General features: G+C 31.6%; 14 protein-coding genes and 3 pseudogenes. 13 read left to right on the top strand and 4 right to left on the bottom strand.

What is annotated here, in order from left to right; all coding sequences use genetic code 11:
• Nucleotides 1-256: 256 nt before the first annotated feature.
• The 5 genes from JFU54_RS01040 to JFU54_RS01025 all read left to right on the top strand — a co-directional run bounded on the left by JFU54_RS01040 (nt 257) and on the right by JFU54_RS01025 (nt 10,849).
• Nucleotides 257-7,855, top strand: a complete 7,599-nt coding sequence (locus JFU54_RS01040) for a non-ribosomal peptide synthetase (RefSeq protein WP_201063468.1) — start codon at nt 257-259, stop codon at nt 7,853-7,855.
• 351 nt (nt 7,856-8,206) lie between these two features.
• Nucleotides 8,207-8,338 (top strand): hypothetical protein, encoded by a 132-nt coding sequence (locus JFU54_RS30015; RefSeq protein WP_002016818.1) that lies wholly within the window; start codon nt 8,207-8,209, stop codon nt 8,336-8,338.
• Between the two features lie 148 nt (nt 8,339-8,486).
• The gene (locus JFU54_RS01035) at nt 8,487-9,392 is read left to right on the top strand and encodes an ABC transporter ATP-binding protein (RefSeq protein WP_002204111.1); all 906 of its coding nucleotides are present in this window, start codon (nt 8,487-8,489) and stop codon (nt 9,390-9,392) included.
• A 2-nt stretch (nt 9,393-9,394) separates the two neighbouring features.
• The gene (locus JFU54_RS01030; protein WP_201063466.1) at nt 9,395-10,120 is read left to right on the top strand and encodes an ABC transporter permease; all 726 of its coding nucleotides are present in this window, start codon (nt 9,395-9,397) and stop codon (nt 10,118-10,120) included.
• 15 nt (nt 10,121-10,135) lie between these two features.
• A complete protein-coding gene (locus tag JFU54_RS01025; protein WP_201063464.1) occupies nt 10,136-10,849 on the top strand; it encodes an ABC-2 family transporter permease in 714 nt (237 codons plus the stop codon).
• 252 nt (nt 10,850-11,101) lie between these two features.
• Here the strand turns inward: JFU54_RS01025 and JFU54_RS01020 are convergent.
• The 3 genes and pseudogenes from JFU54_RS01020 to JFU54_RS01010 all read right to left on the bottom strand — a co-directional run bounded on the left by JFU54_RS01020 (nt 11,102) and on the right by JFU54_RS01010 (nt 13,736).
• Nucleotides 11,102-11,776 (bottom strand): annotated as a pseudogene (locus tag JFU54_RS01020) (hypothetical protein).
• A 701-nt stretch (nt 11,777-12,477) separates the two neighbouring features.
• On the bottom strand, nt 12,478-12,636 hold the full coding sequence (locus tag JFU54_RS01015) for a Phr family secreted Rap phosphatase inhibitor (protein WP_002144187.1): 159 nt from the start codon (nt 12,634-12,636) through the stop codon (nt 12,478-12,480).
• On the bottom strand, nt 12,636-13,736 hold the full coding sequence (locus JFU54_RS01010) for a response regulator aspartate phosphatase (RefSeq protein WP_151304197.1): 1,101 nt from the start codon (nt 13,734-13,736) through the stop codon (nt 12,636-12,638). The genes JFU54_RS01015 and JFU54_RS01010 overlap by 1 nt, the downstream gene beginning before the upstream one ends.
• A gap of 364 nt (nt 13,737-14,100) precedes the next feature.
• Between JFU54_RS01010 and JFU54_RS01005 the strand changes: the two genes are divergently transcribed.
• Entirely contained in the window at nt 14,101-14,319 is a 219-nt protein-coding gene (locus JFU54_RS01005) for a hypothetical protein (protein WP_002144183.1), read from the top strand.
• 647 nt (nt 14,320-14,966) lie between these two features.
• Nucleotides 14,967-15,527: a GNAT family N-acetyltransferase gene (locus JFU54_RS01000; RefSeq protein ID WP_201038205.1), complete on the top strand. Its 561-nt coding sequence runs from the start codon at nt 14,967-14,969 to the stop codon at nt 15,525-15,527.
• A gap of 123 nt (nt 15,528-15,650) precedes the next feature.
• Here JFU54_RS01000 and JFU54_RS00995 read toward each other — a convergent pair whose 3' ends face one another.
• Nucleotides 15,651-17,033, bottom strand: a complete 1,383-nt coding sequence (locus JFU54_RS00995; RefSeq protein WP_201063463.1) for an alpha/beta hydrolase family protein — start codon at nt 17,031-17,033, stop codon at nt 15,651-15,653.
• Between the two features lie 487 nt (nt 17,034-17,520).
• Here JFU54_RS00995 and JFU54_RS00990 point away from each other — a divergent pair, with 487 nt between their 5' ends.
• From JFU54_RS00990 to JFU54_RS00965, 6 genes and pseudogenes are all read left to right on the top strand, one after another.
• Nucleotides 17,521-17,913: a transporter gene (locus tag JFU54_RS00990; protein WP_002187379.1), complete on the top strand. Its 393-nt coding sequence runs from the start codon at nt 17,521-17,523 to the stop codon at nt 17,911-17,913.
• A 53-nt stretch (nt 17,914-17,966) separates the two neighbouring features.
• A complete protein-coding gene (locus tag JFU54_RS00985) occupies nt 17,967-18,461 on the top strand; it encodes a hypothetical protein (RefSeq protein ID WP_201038203.1) in 495 nt (164 codons plus the stop codon).
• A 23-nt stretch (nt 18,462-18,484) separates the two neighbouring features.
• Nucleotides 18,485-18,709 (top strand): annotated as a pseudogene (locus JFU54_RS00980) (DDE-type integrase/transposase/recombinase); the annotation flags it as partial.
• Nucleotides 18,710-19,363: 654 nt separating this feature from the next.
• A complete protein-coding gene (locus JFU54_RS00975; RefSeq protein ID WP_002013690.1) occupies nt 19,364-19,798 on the top strand; it encodes a hypothetical protein in 435 nt (144 codons plus the stop codon).
• A gap of 238 nt (nt 19,799-20,036) precedes the next feature.
• Complete coding sequence (locus JFU54_RS00970) at nt 20,037-20,738, top strand: YrrS family protein (protein WP_201038202.1); 702 nt, start codon at nt 20,037-20,039, stop codon at nt 20,736-20,738.
• Nucleotides 20,739-20,781: 43 nt separating this feature from the next.
• Nucleotides 20,782-21,237 (top strand): annotated as a pseudogene (locus tag JFU54_RS00965) (Rpn family recombination-promoting nuclease/putative transposase); the annotation flags it as partial.
• Between the last annotated feature and the right edge of the window lie 249 nt (nt 21,238-21,486).

Here is a 21,486-nt window from a genome sequence, read left to right as displayed (position 1 = left end):
AAATATATATGAGATTACTTTATAAAAAGTAATTAGAATTATTAGTGAAATGATTTTTTATGCTTGAATTGAATAAAAGTATGAACTTTTACGGTATAAATATGAATTTTATTCATCATTTTAATAACTATGCAATAAGCGAAATAAATGTTGAATTTAGTCGAAAAATATACATTTACAAATCGTAGAATATGTACATATAGTTGTAACTGTAAATATTATCCGTTTTAAAATATTTATAAAAGGAGAAATTCATATGAAAGAAATACAAAAGCAATATGATATTGTAGAAGAATTAGATGCAACAGTAGGGCAAGAAGCATTATGGATAGCTCATCAAATGGAATTAGAAAATGGAATGAACAATGAAGCTACCATAATAAAGCTAAAAGGAAATCTTCAAATAGATACTTTTAAGAAAGCGCTTACTTTAGTAGTGCAATCTCATCCGGCGCTACGTACACTATTTATTAAGAGGGACGAAAAAATCAAACAATTCATTCAAAAGAGTATAGATTTTGATATACCAATTAAGGATTTAACTGCTTTTAAAAACACAGAACAAAAATTTATTTTTAAAAAATTCTTAGACTCTATAGTGAATGAGAAATTTAATTTAGAAGAAGGGCCTTTGTTTAAATTCCACATCATTAAATTGTGTGAAGATGAATTTATTTTACATATGATTTTTCATCACATTATTTATGATGGATGTAGTTTAGGAATTTTTATCCAACAATTGTCTCATATCTATTGTGAATTACTTCAAGAAAATACGGGTTTAGTATCAGAATCTCCTTATAAGAGCCTTGTAGAATTTGAGGAAGGTTTTATTGACCGTGCAATATATAGAGAAGGATCATCCTATTGGAAAGATTATTTACAAGGTGAATTACCTCCTACAGAGTTTCCTGCTACTATTAATAAAATGAATGAACCGATATATACGAACAAAAATATAAGCAAGAATATTGATGCCGATCTATTTTATCAAATACAATGTTTTGCTAAAAGAAATAACATAAGTGTCTATCGGGCTATGTTAAGTACTTATTGTGCCTTGCTTCATCAAATGACAAACGCTGAAGAAATTATTGTAGGTATTCCAATTAATACTAGACCACACACGGAAGAAGGGAATGCTTTTGGTTATTTTGTTAATACATTACCTATACGTATAACAATAGAAAAGGGGGATACATTTAAGGGGATACTTAACAAGGTGAATAAATCTGTTCATTTGGCTATTAAGTATAAACATAATCCATATTCACATATAGTAAAAGATTTAAATCTAAATAATAATACACATCATAATATGATATATTCAACAGCATTTAATACGGTAAGGATACCTCAGTTGAAAATTCCAGATATTGAGTCCACAGTTTTAACAGATTGTAAAAGAGTAAATCCTTTTAACATGATCTGGAGAATAATGAGATATGAAGGGGAAACAGAGAATAAAATTGAGGTTGACTATAATTCAGCGTTATATAAACCAGATAGTATAAATGATTTAGTTGAAAGATATATATATTTGTTACAAAAACTAATGAAGAATGTGAATGAACCTATTCATTCATTGGATTTACTTTTAAAAAAGGATCATCGTTTATACAAAGATATAAACTCAAATACTCTTGCATATCCTAATTCAAAAACACTAGATCAATTAATCGATCTACAAGCATTAAAATCGCCAAATCAAATAGCGATTTCAATGGGGGATAAATCGATTACCTATTATGACTTGCAGCAAAGGTCAAATCAAATAGCGAATTATTTACGTGAAAATGATATAAAAAAGGGACAGCGTGTAAGTATTACTATGGTGAGAGAGATTGATACAATTGTGTGGATTCTAGGCATACTAAAATCAGGTGGAGTTTATGTACCAATCGATCCAAAGTTTCCTGAAAAAAGAATAGAATATATATTAAAAGATAGTGAAAGTCAAATGATTATTACAAAGAAAGAATTCAGGGGATTAATTGAAAGTTTTGCGATTCATACAATTTATCTAGAGGATTTTCATTACGTTAATTCTATAGAAAATATTGTACCTACACATACCATAGAAGATACAGCGTATATTATCTACACGTCAGGTTCGACAGGTTTACCAAAAGGAGTAGGTGTACCACATAAAGGAGTAATTAATTTATCATATTCATTAATGAATCAATTTAATTTAGACAAAAATGATGTATTTTTACAATTTGCAACGATGATTTTTGATGCCTCCATTATGGAAATATTTCCGATTTTGTTATGCGGAGGGAGAATGCATTTAATTTCTGAAATCGAAAAACGTTCTGCAGAGGAATTTATAAATGTAATTAAAAAGAATGGTATTACATATGTTCTTTTACCAACTGCATTTTTTAAATTAATAGCTGATATGCCAAAAGAAATGTTACTTACATTAAATTCTTTAAAATGTGTATTTGTGGGAGGGGAAACCCTACCTGCTGAATCAGTTCGTAAATGGCAAAGTAAATTAGGATTAAAGATTCCAGTTCTTAACGCATATGGTCCTACTGAAGCTACTGTATGTACAACCATTTATGAAGTAAATCATGAGATAAAAGAAGAAAGTTCTAATATCCCAATAGGTAACCCAATTGCTAATAGTAAAGTTTTCGTGGTCAGTCCGTTCAACACGTTATGTCCGTCAGGAGTAGTAGGTGAGTTATTCATTGGTGGTGATGGGGTTGCCAAAGGATATATAAATCAAAAGGAAAAAACAGAAGAGGCATTTATTTCTTTCGAAGAATCCTATAATCTCAATAAAAAAATGTATCGCACTGGGGATTTAGTACGTCTTTTACCAAGTGGGAACTTAGAATTTATCGGAAGGAAAGATAATCAAGTAAAACTACGTGGGTATCGAATTGAGCTTGATGAAATTGAAAGAGCATTATTTAAACACCCAGAGGTAAAAGATGCAGTAGTAGTAACTTATCAAAATGACAAAATCGCTAGCTTTTATTTATCAAAAGACAATACAGAGATAAAACAAGAGGACTTAAAAACATTCTTAAGTGAAAGTTTACCAGATTTTATGACTCCAAATTATGTATTTCACCTTAAAACATTTCCATTATCACCAAGTGGTAAGATTGATAGAAAAAAATTAGAATTACAAATCCCATCTTTACTTGAAAATATGAAGAATCAATATGTACCACCAATAAGTGAAACAGAAAAAAGGTTGGTAAAAACATGGTCAGAGATTTTAAATTTAGGGAAATATAGAATCAGCAGAGATGATGACTTTTTTAAACTTGGGGGACATTCATTAATTGCTGTGCAAGTGTTAAATCAAATTCAAAAAGAGTTTCATTTGAAAATAGAAATTAGAGATATTTTTGAGCATACAACAATTGCTAGTCTATCTGCTTACATTGATAAATTAATGGAAGTAAATACGGATAGAGAAGAACATGATATGCAAGTATTAAAGGTTGCAGATAAGGAATGTTATAAGTTATCCAGTGCTCAAAAAAGAATCTGGTTTTTAAATAAGTATAACGCTATTAATAGAGTATATGATACACAACTACACATAAATATTGAGCCAAGTTTAAAAAAGAATATTTTACAAGACGCCATAAGATTTTTAGTTGAACGACACGAGATGCTACGAACAGTGTTTATTGAAAAAAACGGGGAGCCTAGACAGGTCATATTAAAATCAATATCTATTGACCTTATTCACGATGATATTGAACACATAACTAAAAAGGAACAACAAGAATATATACGTAGAACAATAAATCAAACGGATCATACACCATTTGATTTGGAAAATGGACCACTTTTCCGGATTAGAATTTTTAATCTTGATAAGAAAAGATCCTATTTATATATCAATTTACACCATATTATTACCGATGAGTGGAGTGTAAGGAATTTATTAGATGAATTAATGAAGGTATATAATGCCTTTGCTAATCGAAGAAATCCCGAGTTACCAACTATTCCTAATCGATATGTGGATTATGTTGAGTGGGAACAGAAGCAGCTAAAATTAGGCCGGTGGGATACAGAAAAATCTTATTGGATGACCGAGCTTGCAGCGCCTCTTCCCCTACTAAATCTTCCGTTAGATTTTAGTAGGGATCGTCAAAGTACAAATAAAGGTAAAGTCTTTGAAATGAAGTTAGATAATAAAATGAAAGAGTCTTTGAAACAAGTATGTGAACAAGAGAATGTGTCTATGTATATGCTATTTTTGGCAGCATATATACAATTGTTACACTATCTAACGGATCAAAAAGATATTATTGTAGGTACACCGGTTGCTGGAAGGAATTATCAGGAATTTGAACAAATACAAGGATTTTTTGTAAATACTTTAGCTATTAGAACACAATTAAATGATGTGAAAAATTTAAAACAACTAGTACAAGTCGTTAAAGAAAAATGTTTGAATTCTTTCCAAAACCAATCGTACCCATTTGATAAAGTAATTGAGCAAATAAATCCTGATAGAAGTTTTGGAAATAACCCTATCTTTTCTACAATGTTTAGTTATCAGAAAGATATTTTGCAACAGCATGATGCGTACAAGCTTCAATTGTTACCTAATAAACAAGATGTTAGTAAGTTTGACATTTCTTTAGCTGTTGAAGAAGGATCGGATTATGTAGAGATTTCATTTGAGTATAATATTAATCTTTTCAAGGAAGAGTCAATTAATAGGTTTACTCAAAATTTACTTAATATACTGGACGCATTTATTCATCAAAGAACAGTGGCATATGAGAATCTTTCATTCCTATCACTGGAAGAGGAATCTCTATATAGAAAGGTAAATCATACAGAAAGACCGTATCCTTATTTTCAAAATATACAGGAGCAATTCTATAAGCAAGTAGAAAGACAATCAAATAGGATTGCTATAGCGACTGAAACAGAGTCTTTAACATATAGACAATTAAATATGAATTCTAATCAAGTAGCTCAACATTTACTCGAAAAAGGTATAAAAACAGGTGACAAAGTAGCCATATTTTTAGATAGAAGTATCAATAGTATTGTCTCTATGATTGGAATATTAAAAGCTGGCGCTGCCTATATACCAATCGATGTAAAATACCCCGAGGATAGAATTAATTATATAGTAAGTGACAGCGAGGCATGTAGAATTATAACGAATTACAAATACAAAAATCATTTGAATTCAAGTAATTATAACGTTTCAATAATAGAGGATATATATCGTACGACAATAAATGATGATGTTAAAATTTTAAATAAACCAGATGACTTGGCATATGTAATTTATACTTCAGGGTCAACAGGCAAACCAAAAGGTACATTATTAACTCATAAAGGAGTATTAAATTTAGCTGAATGGAGAAATGAAGTATTTCATATTTCCCCAAATGATAAAGTAACACAGTTTTATTCCCATAGTTTTGATTCTTCTGTATCGGAAATTTTTTCTACCTTGTTAAATGGGGCGGAACTATATTTATTAAGTGATGAACAGCGCTATTCAACTGTAGCATATGCTCAAGCTATCCAAGAAATACAAGCAACTATTTCTGACGTGCCAACAGTATTTTTTAATGAATTATCGACTTCATTGACTAAATTGGATAGTGATAAGATACGTTCTTTAAGATTTATGATAATGGGAGGGGAAGCTGCATCCACAAATGCTATTAGGAGTTGGCAAAATACTTTTAAAAACCAAGTGCAACTGGTAAATGAGTATGGACCTACTGAAGCAACTGTTTCAGCGATGTATTATTTCATACCAGACTTAGAATGCGAAAATAATATTTTAGGTAGTATACCGATTGGTATTCCAATTTCTAATACAAAGGTTCATATTTTGAACTCATATATGCAACATTGTCCGGTAGGGGGCATGGGCGAATTATATATTGAGAGTTTAGGATTGGCCCAAGGGTATTGGAAACAGGAAGAGAAAACAAAACAGGCATTTATTTCAAATCCATTTTCAGAAGATAATAGTAAAAGGTTATACCGAACAGGTGATTTAGCAAAGTGGTTACCAAATGGAAATATAGAATTTATGGGAAGAAAAGATAAGCAGGTTAAGATTAGAGGGCATAGAATTGAATTAGGGGAAATAGAAGATGCCATATTACAATTTGAGGGGATAAGTCAGGCTGTGGTAACACAAACGAAAGATGGAATGCTACTGCAAGCTTACTATAAAACAGTGGACGGTATAGAAATAGAGAAAAATAAGTTAGCTTTACATTTATCAAATGTATTGCCAGAATATATGATCCCTAAATATTACTCTCATGTGTTAGAAATACCAATAACGGCTAATGGGAAAATTGATTTCGAAAAACTGCCAGAAATAGAGTTTGATAATGAGAAAAAGGATGATTGTATACTTAAGCCTCAAACTAAAGTGCAAAAAAACATTGCAAAAGTATGGTCTGAAGTTTTAAACATAAAATCTATTGGCTTAAAAGATGATTTCTTTAATTTAGGTGGGCATTCTTTAAAAGTTATGCCGGCATTAGTTAAATTAAAACCGTTATATCCTAACTTGAAAATTCAAGACTTTTTTAAATATAGAACAATAGAAAAATTAGCCTCTCATATTGAAGAGATGGAAAATATGTCGTTAAAGAAAGAGAAAAATATTAATGTAGCATGTATTGAAAATGAAACGAAACCGACTCCTGTTTATAAAAGAAAGAAATTAGAAGAATGTGAGATAGATATGGTGAATTACCCAAGAGTAGTTTTCCTTACAGGAGCAACAGGATATTTAGGAGCACATATTCTAGAACGGTTATTACAGTTGCCATCTACGACTATTTACTGTTTAGTAAGAAAAAATGACAATCAAGTAATTGGTGCAAAGTTAAAAGAAAGAATGAGGTTTTATTTCGGTAAAGAAATTCTTAAAAAGTTGGAAGAGAGAGTAGAATTAATTGAAGGAGATTTATCTTTGATAAATCTAGGTCTGGATTCAAAGCAATTGGATCATTTAAAGAGTAACGTAGAGTCAATCATACATTGTGGTGGAGAAGTTAGACACTATGGAGAACGTGAGCATTTTCAAAAAGTAAATGTTCAGTCTACAAAATACTTATTGGAATTAGCTAAGAATACAAATGCACGTTATCATTATATATCGACTTTAAGTGTAGTAGGGCAGGCTGAAAGTGATCCAAAAGAATTTGAATTCTTTGAGTCTAATTTTGATAGAGGGCAAAATTTAGATAATGTTTACTTAGAAAGTAAGTTTCAAGGCGAGAAAATGGTCAGAGAAGCAATGGAAAAAGGAGTTCGTGCTACGATATACCGTGTGGGGAATTTAGTGGGTAACTCTAAAACGGGTAAATTTCAATTCAATATTAATGAAAACGCCTTTTATAGATTATTGAAAGGGATATGCTTATCTAACATAGCACCTGAAATCAATACGTATGTAGATTTAACGCCTGTGGACTATGGAAGTTTAGCCATTACTGAACTATCTTATAAGGCCAACACAGTAAATAGAACCATGCATATTTGTAATCCAACTCAGCTTAAATGGGAACAATTTATTAATAGTTTACAAGTTTTTGGATACGATATCATGTTAATGAGGCAAGAAAAGTATATAGAGAAGTTTTTTAATACTAATCTAACTACTGATGAACAGAAAGCTTTAGAGCTCATAATGCCTTTATTAGAATCTGTAGAAGAGCTATCAGTAGCTATACCATCTTGTTTGTATACGCAAGGATATTTGAAGAATGTACATTGTTTAGAACCAAATCAAGAGTATATCAATTTGTTATTAAATTATGCCATGAGTATAGAGTTTTTACCAACCATTAAAGAACCAATATTGTTATAGAATATACTATCAATTTTGAACAGATTGGTCTATAAATATGAAGTTTTGAATGTTCGTTTACTTCTCCTTAACGTTTGGAAAATTAAAAAGAACTTGTAGTTTTATCTACAAGTTCTTTTCGATTAAAAGGTTTATACATTTAGTTGGTTGGATAATATTTCAATTCTTCATATTACTAACAGAAGAAATTAACTAAAACAAATAATTCTTTTCAATAAGAGAAAAAATACAGTTTTATATTAAGACCAAACCCATTGATCATCAGTTAATGTTTGAGAATCATTAACTTTTTCCGGTGGCCATTTTTACGTAGATTGATATTAATGCTCAGGATAAATTCTTCTACATGCCATGCGACCTAATTCTGGAGAAGAAGCAATCATTGCGGCAGAAGCCACGGCAGTCATCCCAGAACTTCCAACAGCAGCAGAGGCTCCAATGGTTGCAATAGTAATTAAATATATCAAATTAATTTTGTATTAAACTTTTTTGGTGAAGCCTTAGAAAACAAAAGAAATTGAGTTAATAAATCCCTTTTTATGGTAAAATTAACTTAAATGATATCTCCTGTAAATCTGATTATACGAAAATCGATACTTAATTTCATGCGGGGATGAGAGAGAGGGACAAAATGAAATTAGCAATTCAAACTAAAAATTTAACAAAGTCTTTTGCAAATCAATCCATTGTAAGGGATATAAACTTATCTGTTCCAGAAGGAAGTTTATATGCTTTTATTGGACCAAATGGTGCAGGGAAAACAACAACAATGCGAATGTTATTAGGATTAATTCCATCAGATGAGGGAACGATATTGTTTGATAATAAAGATATAAAAGAATGGAAAGAAGAATTATTTGAAAATGTGGGTTGTTTTATTGATTCACCTACTTATTATCCTAATCTAACAGCATATGAAAATTTAGCCTATGTACAAAAAATGATTAATAAATCTTTAGATGAAATAGATAGAGTATTAAAAACTACAGGAATATATAAAGCAAAAGATAAAAAAGTTAAAGATTTTTCTTTAGGAATGAAACAAAGGCTAGGTATTTCCTTTGCTATTCTTAATAACCCTAAAATACTAATTCTTGACGAGCCAACAAATGGATTAGATCCAGAGGGAGTACATGAGATAAGGCGTTTATTACTTCATTTGGTAAAAAATGAGGGGAAGACTATATTTATTTCTAGTCATAATTTAGCTGAAATTGAAATGATAGCAGATCACATAGCATTACTACATAAGGGTAGCTTACTCTATGAAGGGAAATTAGACAGTATTATTACTTCTGGAGAATATATCATTCATGTTAATACTACTACTTCTACAGAAAGAATTTTAAGTAATGAAGGTATACCTTATAGTATTGAAAAAGAAGGGGTATTCAGAATAACAATAGATCAAGATAGTGTTCCTAGTTTAACCAGAATATTAATTAGAAATGATATAGATATTTTTGAAGTTAGCCCTAAAAAGCCAACATTAGAGGAAGTTTTTTTATCTTTCACTAAACAAAAGGAGTTATTATAATAATGCAATTTATCTTTAAAAGTGTAAATAGTGAGATGAGAAAAATTGGTGGGAGAAAATTATTATTAATTTCTTTGTTTTTTTCGTTATTATCAAGCTTTTTGTGTATAAGTTATTTTATTTTTAATAAGAATCATCCCGACATGTTTCTATCTACAAATCTTATAGCAATTACAGTAAATTTTAATACACTAACGTTAAGTATTTTTTCTGCTTGTATGTGGTATTTTATCATTTCTTCGGAAAATAAATATGGTACTTGGGCCATTATTTATACACAGCCCATTTCGAAACTTAAATTATTGGTAACTAAAAATTTAATGTTTATACTGTTCTATTTGGTCTTTAATATTTTGAATTTTTCGGTTATGGGTATCTATACTTTTATAAATGGATATGAAATATCAATACTTTATTTTTTAAAAATGTTGATACTTTGTACGATTTTATCTCTAGCAATACCATATTCTCAATTGCTTTTTCATTTAATTATAAAAAAGGGAATTCTTGCGGCATCCTTGTCAGTTATTTGGCTTTTTTTCATTATAACATATGGATTATTCCCTTTAATATTTACAAAGACATTTCCAATCTTTTATTCATTGAATATAGTAAGTGACGTAGCGTTTAAAGAAACAATTATTTTATTATATCTTGCAATTTCTTCAATATATATTTTAGGAATTATGTTATTGTCTGTGAGTTTTAAATATTATACATATGAATAATAAAGGGTGAAACAAGTGGGTATTTTAGGTGAATATAAAAAAAGTCTTCATAATGGATTGTATATCCTGTTACTAGTATTTCTGTTGATTCCAATTAGTTTTCAAGTTTTACTAACTGTATCGTCTCAATTAAAAGATGGCGTTTTCATGCATATAGCGATTCTGAGCCTTTTTTGTAGGTTATTTTTACCTATTGCGATAGGTCTATTAGTGTCATTTTCTTTTGTAAACGAATTCAGAAGAAAAGGATATATGTCTGCTATTTATCACGGGATCACTTTAAAAACTATATTAAGTAATAAGTTTTTATTTTGCTTAATAATTACTTTTGGTTATTTACTATGTGCTTTAATCATAACGAGTATACCTATAGTATTAACGGTTGATAATCTCGGGACTGTTTATCAAAGTTTATGTTTTTCTATACTTTTTATGGTAATTAGCTCTTTAATTATTGTGAATCTACATTTTTTAATAAATATAATATTTTATAAAATCCCTTTACTTTCATTATTAGTAGGGGTTATAGGTGGACTTGGTAGCTTTTTTATCTCTCATACAAACTATTGGATACTATTCCCTTGGTCATATCCAATTAGGAGTCTTTATATTGATAGCATTGAAACAAAACAATTGTATATTATTCTCTTTGTATATCTATTATCATTACTAAGTTGTATATTGATGTTGTCTACTTTATATAATAAAAAATCAATGAGATGGAATTAAGGTTACAATGAGGAGTGTAGCATTAGTAATAATAAAACATGTTGTAGTTACTACAATATGGATCTCGATACGTTAAGCCAATTAATAAGACATGCGGATCAAATATTATTGAATTTGAAGAAGCTAAAGTATGATAGATGTCACTTATGGTCACTCGAATATCTATTACTAATTTACTCTATTTAAAAAAAGTAGCTGTACAAAAGCGCAGCTACTTTTTTTCATACAAACATTATTATGCAAATAAAAACCTTAACGTAAACTTGCGCTTAATGGTACTTGAGAATAAACTTTGAAATTACTACCATAAGTACCGTGTTGAGAAAATGAGGAAGAAATTGAGCTGTTCCAACTTTTGTAGGTAGATCCAGATGTATCTGCTCTTAGAAGTACGTTTGAAAAGCTAGCTTGGCTAAAAGAATTACTTCCAGTATCTTCAACGCCCTGAACCATTTTTACTGGTTCATATTGAGAAAACGTACCATATACAGGTTGATTTACATATTTAGGACTTCCATTTACATACATAGTAACCGTACCATTTCCGTTATTAACTAGTTTAAGGTTTACTCGATCACCATCTTTAATTGATGTATCATACTGTGTGTTCCAATACTTACTGTTTTGACCTGATTCATTATATCCTGAATTAAGAAATACTTTATATCCACTTGATGTTTTTGAAATACCACCCTCAACTTTAGATGCTCAAATACCTAAATACCAATTCACATATCCATCCTTAACAACAACTGATTTTGGTAGATTTATATCAGCTGCAATCCCGGTATAGTTACTATTTGTAACACTTTTTACAGCACCTTCTGTAGCTGCAAAACTTGTAGTTGCAAACATTGATAGAGCAATTAGAAGTGAACCAACTAGATATATCATTTTTCTCTTACTTTTCCTTAATACTTGTTTCATTTTAGGTCCCCCTTAATTTTTATTATTAAATTGCATGGAAAGTTGGCCAACTAACCACGACTTACAAATCAAAGATACATTAGGTTTCATTTAATGTATATATTTTCCTGTTATAAGTCATTGAAATGTCAAATAAATTGAATATTTCATATTTATCAATATAGGGGGAGTTGACAGAATAAAATAGTCCTTCTATTTGAATTTAGGAAGGTTTTGTAATTAATATTATTAAAATCTATAAACTGGTTGGGTATAATACGCAATACCATTCATTTGTGAGAGATAGAAATGGAATTAATGCAGGGGATTTTCAAAAGGGGATATCAGAAATTTTTAGAAATGGAATAACAACAAATGAAATAAATTAAAGGCTGTTGTAAAGGCATCTATGTATGAGAAGGTAGTAGGAATGAGAAGTAAACTTTGTAGTTACTTTGCCTTGGATGAAAGAAGATTTAATAATTGTTTAATAGGGTTCGTTTCCTAGTTAATACGTAGTTCCTGGGGGGAGGGGAGAATGCCTAAAATAGAGAATAGATTTGTTTTAACCAATCCTTTTCAAAATAAAAATAGTAACGCGAATAGTCCGAAACACATTTGTTTCGGACTAGGGATTCACAATTTCTCTCATTTTGATTAAACAATTTTGTGGATTAAAAGTTGGATATTTTGACTATTTAAGCAGGACAAATGATATTACGTTAATCAATAGATACTTCAACAGAGACACTCGGTATTGTGGGTGATGGTGTATCTCCACCATTAAAGGAAGAAGGTTGTGATACATGTAAACTAATCATGCTACATGCTAATGCACTTACTACTACCATACTTAATACAATTTTTTTTATTTTTTTCATTACTTTAACGCTCCTTTTCTCAAATGATTCTTATTGGCATTATTGCTAATGTAGAAATATTTGCTCGCCTTAACATGATTATCTGCCTGGTAAAATTGGAGTGCTAAAATCTCTGCATGTTCTTTTACACAATCCCACATGCCCTCTTTTTCAAAATAAGAAATTGCATCAGTAACTACTTTTTCTAGTTTAATTCTAGGCAGTTCTGTGATTAGTTCATTTAAAACTGCGAAACGGTGCTTATATTCCTCATTTCCGGATTCATTTGTATATTTCATTCCCTGTTCGATATATGATTTTGCTGTTTCAACGCCTTCTAATTTATAATATGCTCTTGCTAAGACAAATAATGCTTTAAAATGGTTCGGTATTTTATTTATAATTTCAGAACTCTGTCGGATCGCCAATGGATATAAATCTTGAATATTATATAACCAGCCCAAATTGTAACGTACTCTTAATAATAAATGTTCTTTATCATACTTCTTAAAAACATCAATAACCGTATTGAGACATTCTTCAGCTCTTTCAAACTCTCTTAGATCTATACAAGCTAAACCATATACATTGTCGCATAAAGCAATATTGATTTCATATCCTACATGATTCAGGTATATTTCTTTCGCTTTTACTACATGTTGAATCGCTTCAAATGGTTGATAAGACTGATAAAAGTAAGTTGAAATTCTATACTTAAACTCGGCTTTTTCTACTTCATCAGGTATATCAATTAAAAGTTCTTCCGCCTTTTCAAAATGTGTTCTCGCTTCAGTATAATTTGCTATAATTGTAGAGTGGATTGCCTTAAAGAAATGATAGTAGTAAGCTAAAAATGAAAATTCATCTTTGATATTAGGGAGCTCTTCTATTTTATTAAAAGAATCTTTAGTAATACTCATTCCATCTACCAAGACCTTATATCTAAAATTCAGTAGTGAATAATAGAATGATAAATATTGGTCTGTTTCTATTCCTTTTAAATTTTCTTGTACTTTTAGATATGTTTGTTTTGCTTCTTTTACATGATATGAACGGATTTCTTCATACCATTCATTTAATATTTTCATCAATTGCTCATTGCTTTTTTCTTGAACAGTCATAATATCCCCCTTTTCTCCGTATAGGCTTATTCTGATAATAACAGGAATTAGATACTTTAAATTTCACTATGAGTTTTTTTCATAAATATACAGAATATTCTAAATCAATCGAGTGTCCATACTTTATTTAATGCGACAAAATATAAGAAAGTATGAGTTTCGTCGATGGATTTTTTAGATGTTTAAACCGTTCCTACTGAATTTTTCTTATAGGAGGTGGCGTAGAATTATGACAGAAACGGAGATGGTATACACCGCTAGTGTATTGAGAAATATATAGCGATATTAAACTTCAAGGGATTCCACGAAGATAAATAGAAGTATACCTATATCTATTTATAATGAAAAAGGGGCGTTGGTTAGTATGATAAGTTTTGGGATTAATTTACGCACTATCATTAGTTATACACAAGAGAGTAGGAATCGTAATAATATAAAGATTATAAGTCAGTTAGGAATAAAGTTGTTTGATATATACGGAGAACCGTTACCAGTATCAGATGTTAATCGAGAGTTAGTGACGGCTTTAAAACGTCAAGACATAAATAAGCAGCGATATATAATAAGTCATTTAGAAGGATAAAAAAACTGATATTATGGGGCGTTTCTTTACAGGAGGCGTTTTTATTTTGCGTAGAAATGAGGATGTAGCCTTTGCTTCAAATAGAAAAATGATAAAATACTGCAAAAATAGTAAAGGAGAAGGATGGCGAATGAAAGGAATCGTTATTTTAGGCAAGGAGAGGGGGACTTAGTACTATTTGTTTGACAGAAAAAGATTATTTACAGGAGAGCACCGACAAGTGAAGAGAAGAGGCATCATAATTCATTGTAGGTCGTTTTTTCTGGTTTGAAATATATTATTTGTGACAATTAAATCGTACATTGATATTGCAATTTTTATGTGGACAGGCATTACCTGACCACAATTGTCGTACTAAATGCGAGTACGTACACGTATGTTGAACAAAACTTACATGCACAGAGATAATAAGGTTGTTTAATTTACAATAAAGTCGTTTAAAACAAAATAAGGTTCTTTAAAAAACGCCAGTCATGTTATTCAACAATCGGGCCATATAACGGAATGGAATGTTGTGAAAATTTAAAATGTTTGAAATAATTATTATTAAGTTAAAGGACAGTGATTGTAGAAAAAGGTGATACGATTTTCTCTTACTTAAGAATTGTGGAAGGGTAAAAAATCCGAGTAATTATATTCCGAAAGGTGTGTTTAATATACTATCAACTAACGTTTTTACTTATAAATCTAAGGACGGAAAAACAGTAACAATTAGAGAAGCTAAAGAACAGGATGCAGAAAGAATGTTAAATTCTGCTTCAAGAGCTTTAATAAACGCTCCATACATGCTAAGTACGGTTGAGGATGTAAAGCAGATGAGTGTTGATGCTATTCAAAAAACGTTAAAAGCTTATTATGAAAATCCAAATTTTGTACAGTTTATTGCTGAAGTGGATGGTAAGTTAGTCGGTGCAATAGATTTTAAGAACGGAAACAAAGAAAAAATTAGTCATCAAGGGTTTTTTGCGATGACCATACTACCTGAATATCGAAATTATGGTATTGGAAGAGCTCTTCTAGAAACGTTAATCAATTGGGCTAAAAATAACTGTAAGATTGAAAAAGTTTGTCTTGAGGTAATGGAAGATAATTTAGGTGCAATCAAGTTATATAAGAATCAAGGCTTTTTTGAAGAGGATAGAAAAGCAAAGGGTGTAAAATTGGATGGAGGCTATCAAGATTTAATATTAATGGCTTTATTCGTTTGAAATTGAACATTATTCAAGAACAGGGTGCTATTTTTGCACCAGAACCGTATCACGTGTATGGAATCATTAATATCAAAAAAGCCATCACGCAATGATGATTGCATGATGGCTTTTGTTGTTTTCTTATTTCTTTGTCTCATTGACCCATGTAGCGATGTCCTTGATGACATACGCAGGAACATTGGAAGGGACTTCGTATTCACTAGGGTGACTTAATTCCCCGTCGCCCTCCGTGAAGAAGTGATTCAATTTCGGATATTCTTTGAAATGAACATTACTGCGGCTTGAAAGCCCTTCTTGCCATTTCGTAAACTCGTCTTTTACTGTTACTTGATAATCACGTGCGCCTTGCAGAATCAGTAATGGTTCTTTTCGTGATTTCGCTTCCTCAACTGGACGCCAACGAGTCACATCATACATGAAATGTGGAGGAAGATAATTATAACCAGCTGGTGGGTGATCTGGATCAAAAGTAGGGTCCTCAATGTAAGCGAATTGTTTTTTTATTTCATCAATATATTCCTTAGGTGCTCCGAGGTACTGATACTGATCAAGGAGCATGTCAGTAAACGGACGTGCAGGTGGTGCCATTAAAATACTTCCTCTTACAAGTGATGAAGGTGCTTTGCTTAGTATGCGCGGCATGGTGCCAGCACCTTGGCTATGTCCGAGAATGAAAATGTTATCTGGGTCAATGCCTTCCTGCTGCGCTGCTGATTTTGCTGCATATATGGCATCATCTGTAGTATCTCGGTCTAACGTTACAGGTTCTGCACTCATTTTAAAACCGTGTTCTAAGGAACGTTTCTCGTAACGTAACACTGCGATACCGCTTGATGAAAGACCAGCTGCAAGGTCTCTAAAGATTTTAGCTCCCATAAATGTACTGTCACGATCATGCGGCCCAGAACCGTGAACAAGAACAACAACAGGTACTTTTTCGCCAGGTTTATGTTTTGGAACCGTTAATGTGGCTGGTAACGGGTATGTAGCATTTCCAATGACGATTTCTCGTTCTTGGTAGGAATCAGGTTGGTCATAGCTAGGATGCGGGATGGTATAAGATTTCTCTGGCGCCGTCCTTACGCCAACCTCATCAACTTTGCCGCCAGGCGTGAATTTAAGGAGTAGTGGAATAGTAGTTCCTTCGATAGCTCCTGGAATTTCAACCGTTTGATGGACCAAGTTTCGTTCTTTTATAACAGGTGTTCCCATGCTTGTAATTCTGCTCCCGCCACTTTGTGTCCACCAGCTTTGTAATATGTTTGCCGTAAACTTGGACTGAAAAGCTGCAGACGTCAACTGGAGTGCCTTTGCATATTTACCTTGTTGGAGATATGCAAAAAATAAAGACGTACGCTCCGTTAATGAGACTTGTTTCTTTTCTGCAGTTTGTGCCCCTTGTGTATCCCCATGAATAGCTGTTGTAAGCGGAAAAGAAGAAACACCTAAAGAAAAGAGTAGGGTAAAAGAAAGTGCTGATTTTTGTAACTTCTTTGTTTTCATCCTGTTTAACCCCCAAAATGTAATGGTATGAAATAGGTATGGTAATTAGTGGAATGTTTCCCTATTGGGGTTTCGTTACTTGTAAGGGGGAATCCTGCATACATATCATAAAAAGCCCGTTTGAAAGAGTGGAGGAGTTAAGCAATGGATTTATACATAATTCGTTGCTAAATCATAGAAATCGATCGTTTTTCCAACAATGATTCCAATCCCGTTATGATGTAGGGGAAGAAAAACAAGAAGAGAGGGAGGCATACGATGAAGAAATTTTTATGGTTCATTTCTACATTGTGCATGTTTGATTGGTAACAGGGTGTAGTAGCAAAGATGACACTGGAATTTCCATTACCCCATACCGAAAAAAAGGGTATAGGTATACTTTCCTGTTTAAAATGTTGTTCGTATAGGAAGCGAATAAGCTTCCTATACGAACAACATTACATATTAATAATTTAGAGGGTTTTAAAAATAAAGAGGTGGTTTTTAAATGTATAATGATTCAATATATTTTCCTTATATAAATTATGATCAATGCTTCGATCGTCAATTCCCTGGTCCTCAGATTCCAGGTATACCTGGAATGCCAGGTTTTCCGGGTGTACCAAGTTTTCCAGGACAGCAAAGTTCACAAGCTCCAACATCTCCTCCCCCATCATTTATTCCTCAACAATCAACTGCTTCACCATTTGCTGTTGATCCAGGAGCAATTTCATTATGTTTATTTCGAAATACTTATATATGGCTTAGTAATGGTGAACAGTTTTGGTATTTCCCAATTTTTGTAGGACCAAGGTCTGTTGCTGGTTTTAGATGGAACGGTAGGTTTTGGGTTATTTTTGGAATTGATACGAGAAGGATTATTTCATTTACATGTTTTTAAAAATTATAGAGTAACGATAGAGGTTTAATTATATAAACAAAAGAGGTATTTGAATGAAAAAATTTCAATCATTTGATGGTACAATAACTATGATTAACGATTTTGTAACAGGGTCAAACGAAGATATAGGATGTAATAAATTAATGTCCGTAGATAATGGTTATGGGAATCTAATAAAATTTGTAGTGAAACCAAATACGTATTTTATCGACTATGCAACGGTAGTAGTAGGAGATAAAGTAACTGGGTTTTACGATGCTAACGCTCCTGCTCTTCTCATTTTTCCACCACAATTTCAAGCGATTGTTATGGCAAAATATACACCGTATCAAAATGTAAAAGTAGACTATTTTAATGAACAGTTGGAGAGTAGTGATGGAAAATTAAAATTAAATATTTCTCCTTCTACTCAAATTTTATTAACAAATGGTCAATTCTTTACAGGTAATCTTGTAAATCGAAATTTAATAGCTATTTATAGTTTTACAACAATGAGTATACCAGCTCAAACTACACCATATAAAATCATTGTTTTGTGTCAAAAGTGATTTCTATTCTAAAGGGTCTCTCGGTTTATCAAACTACAATCCATTGTAGAATCAAAAATTTTAGCCATCTTATTGACCAGGATCATAGGCATGTCAAGAGACGTTTTGCTAAATCTGCAGGATTTCAAAATCTTCGTCATGCTTCACGTACGATAAAAGGTATCGAGACCATTCATGCCCTATATAAACAACGGCGAAGTCTTCAAAGAGACTCCGCCTTTTCAACGTACAATAGTATTCCTTTCTAAATATGAAGATAAAAATATCATAAATACATCAATATCATGAAGATACAGGAACCTAATATGTAATATTGCATATTAATGAATTTATATGAGTATATATAACATGAAAATCACTATAACGAACATGCAGGTTTCCTTTTTTATTTGTTATTTTTATCAGTAAAGTAGACCACATATCAGCTTCAGATACTTGTTTTATGATACAAGTAATCAAACAAAAGGAGGGCCATAGAACATAATTACACCATTATTAACAGGGCACTCTTTTAAGTACAGGAGATTATTAGCGGGTGGAGAAAATGTTGAAGATATACAGACAGATAAACATATTCCATATGAAAAAAATGAATTGCAGCAAACTCTAGAAAAGTACGATTCGAAGGAGTTTGAGTTATAAAAAGAAAATAGATAAATTGACAAGAGAAAAGCACTTTGTGTATATCACAGGTGTTTTTTATTTTCATTTTGATATAGGGCTTGAATTAAATTCCCATGTTTTTTTGCGGCCATCCAATACTACATATGTACATATTCATTATTGAAATTAGTAATAATAAAATGTATTATTGAAAAGCACTATTTATAATTCAAGTAATCAAGGCTATGTATCCATAATAATTTGAACATTCAGAAATTATAATGTTATCAAAAAATGAGGTGAGGTTAATAGAAACAGTACATATTAAATGGTATGGATTGTATAGTTTAAATGATTTTTATAATAGAGAAGAAGCTTTTAAGAAGGGAATATTTGCAATCTCTAGAGTATATGCTAAGAATGAAACATTGATCTATATAGGAAAAACCAAAAGAAGCTTTATACAAAAGATAAGGGAACTTAATAAAGATTGGATTTTTGATGAAAGCGAATTAAAGATTACATTAGGAATAATAGAGTCTCCTAGTGGTGAAAGTTACTCTGAAAAAAAGGTAAAAGAGATAAAATCCCTTTTGATTTTACGACATACCCCAGTAGAAAACAACACATCTTTATTGTACCATAGAGGGCAGTTTAATTTGAAAATTATAAATAAGGGAAGAAGGGGCTTAATTGTTAAAAAGATTTCTACAGGAGATCTAATGTGGACGTAATTGGAATCACCTTTGAATAAAATGGAAGGTTTCTTACGAACAGATGCTTATCAATTTATAATGTATTAAAATATTTTTGAATAACATATGTCAGATGCTTGAAACAACACAAATTTTATTATGATATGAAATCTTGTATGGGAATTGTAATTCATTTCCATTGTTTAATGAAAATATTAAGAATTATAAGGATAATGCATAAAGATTAGAAGGGAAAATAAACTCGGAGGTTTAAAAAATGGGACAAGGAAGCAGGTTTCAAGAAAAACAACAAAATCGTCGTAAAAAAGTGATTTTTAATATTGCATTTACTTTGGTATTAGTGACAGTTGGTATAGTGACATACCAGTTGTTTTCCCCTTCTGATACATCAAAGAAAGCAATTGCTCAAGAAAAGAAAGCAACAAAGATAGAAGAGAAGAAACATAAAGAGAAAGAAGCAGCGCAGTTAGAAGAGAAGAAACGTGAAGTGAAAGAAGCAGCGCAGTTAGAAGAGAAGGAACGTGAGGAGAGAGAAGCAGTACTGTTAGAAGAGAAGAAACGTGAAGAGAGAGAAGCAGCACTGTTAGAAGAGAAACAAAAAGCAGAAAAATCGGTAAAAACGAGCGGAAATGAAAATAAAGAGGGAGAAAAAACGGCATCTCAAGAAAAGGGTTCTCAAACTAATCCTTCTTGGAAGCCAATTGGTACAGAGCAAGGAGCAAAACCTGCAATGAAATTTAAAGAAGGAACAGTAGATTGGAATGAGATGAAAAAAGCAATTTCTTATGCTGTTGATGTTCCAGAGGGTCAATTGATTTTTGATTTTATTGGAAATAATGGTGAAAATAAAGCCTACGGTAATGTACGAGATAAGCAAAGTAATAAAAAATATAAGGTTGATATTGATTGGGTAGAGAATCAGGGCTGGAAACCAGTATCTGTTCAAGTGGTAAAATAAATAAGCAAAATGTAAATGCTATCCTCTCTTGTTGTGAGCGACTAAGCTATTAAGTGATGATATAGAAGTTCATATAGTAGAGATTCCAAAGTTGATGCAGCAATGGCGCGAAGAGAAAGTCAATCCGGGGGAAGATTCGTTTGTTCGTTGGTTATTATTATTACCTGCGAATGAAGATGAACATCTCACACAAACATTGGAGGATATTGCCATGAACCGAGATCCGATTTTACAAAAAGCAATGAATAAATGGGAACGTCTGAGTCAAGATTCTTCTTTCCGTCAAGCATATGAAGCAAGAGAAAAGGCCTTAATGGATGAGGCAGTAAAATTTGCTCATGCAGAAAAACAAGGAATTAAAAAGGGAATCGAACAAGGGGTTGAGCAAGGAAAGATGCAACTCATTCGAGGCATGCATAAAAATGGTGTGTCTGTAGAAGACATTGCAAAGCTTACAGGATTACCAGAAATAGAAATACAGCGATTTTTGCAGAGCTAGTTCTTAGAGAAAGCATTTTATCCAATAAAATGCTTTCTCTAACTCTGCCTGAAAAGAAGATGAGATGTCTCAATCTTTTTTTTCTATTTTTAGGGGATACGGAAACATCACTATCAAGCTAATGAAAACGAAATAATCCAAGACCGAAAACTCCTTCCTCAAAAATATAAAGGTGTGAAACACTAATTTTAGGTGGGAGATGAATATCAGTAGGCGTAAGCCTACGTTTTTTATATACTGTAGATATCC

Source organism: Bacillus sp. TH19 (assembly GCF_016651075.1).
GTDB classification, from domain to species: Bacteria; Bacillota; Bacilli; order Bacillales; family Bacillaceae_G; genus Bacillus_A; species Bacillus_A mycoides.
This window is presented reverse-complemented; position numbering and strand designations above follow the sequence as displayed.

Coding starts and splice junctions, on each gene's coding strand:
- JFU54_RS01040 (WP_201063468.1), top strand. CDS start 257: ATGAAAGAAATACAAAAGCAATATGATATTGTAGAAGAATTAGATGCA.
- JFU54_RS30015 (WP_002016818.1), top strand. CDS start 8,207: ATGCGACCTAATTCTGGAGAAGAAGCAATCATTGCGGCAGAAGCCACG.
- JFU54_RS01035 (WP_002204111.1), top strand. CDS start 8,487: ATGAAATTAGCAATTCAAACTAAAAATTTAACAAAGTCTTTTGCAAAT.
- JFU54_RS01030 (WP_201063466.1), top strand. CDS start 9,395: ATGCAATTTATCTTTAAAAGTGTAAATAGTGAGATGAGAAAAATTGGT.
- JFU54_RS01015 (WP_002144187.1), bottom strand. CDS start 12,636: ATGAAAAAAATAAAAAAAATTGTATTAAGTATGGTAGTAGTAAGTGCA.
- JFU54_RS01010 (WP_151304197.1), bottom strand. CDS start 13,736: ATGACTGTTCAAGAAAAAAGCAATGAGCAATTGATGAAAATATTAAAT.
- JFU54_RS01005 (WP_002144183.1), top strand. CDS start 14,101: ATGATAAGTTTTGGGATTAATTTACGCACTATCATTAGTTATACACAA.
- JFU54_RS00995 (WP_201063463.1), bottom strand. CDS start 17,033: ATGAAAACAAAGAAGTTACAAAAATCAGCACTTTCTTTTACCCTACTC.
- JFU54_RS00990 (WP_002187379.1), top strand. CDS start 17,521: ATGTATAATGATTCAATATATTTTCCTTATATAAATTATGATCAATGC.
- JFU54_RS00985 (WP_201038203.1), top strand. CDS start 17,967: ATGAAAAAATTTCAATCATTTGATGGTACAATAACTATGATTAACGAT.
- JFU54_RS00970 (WP_201038202.1), top strand. CDS start 20,037: ATGGGACAAGGAAGCAGGTTTCAAGAAAAACAACAAAATCGTCGTAAA.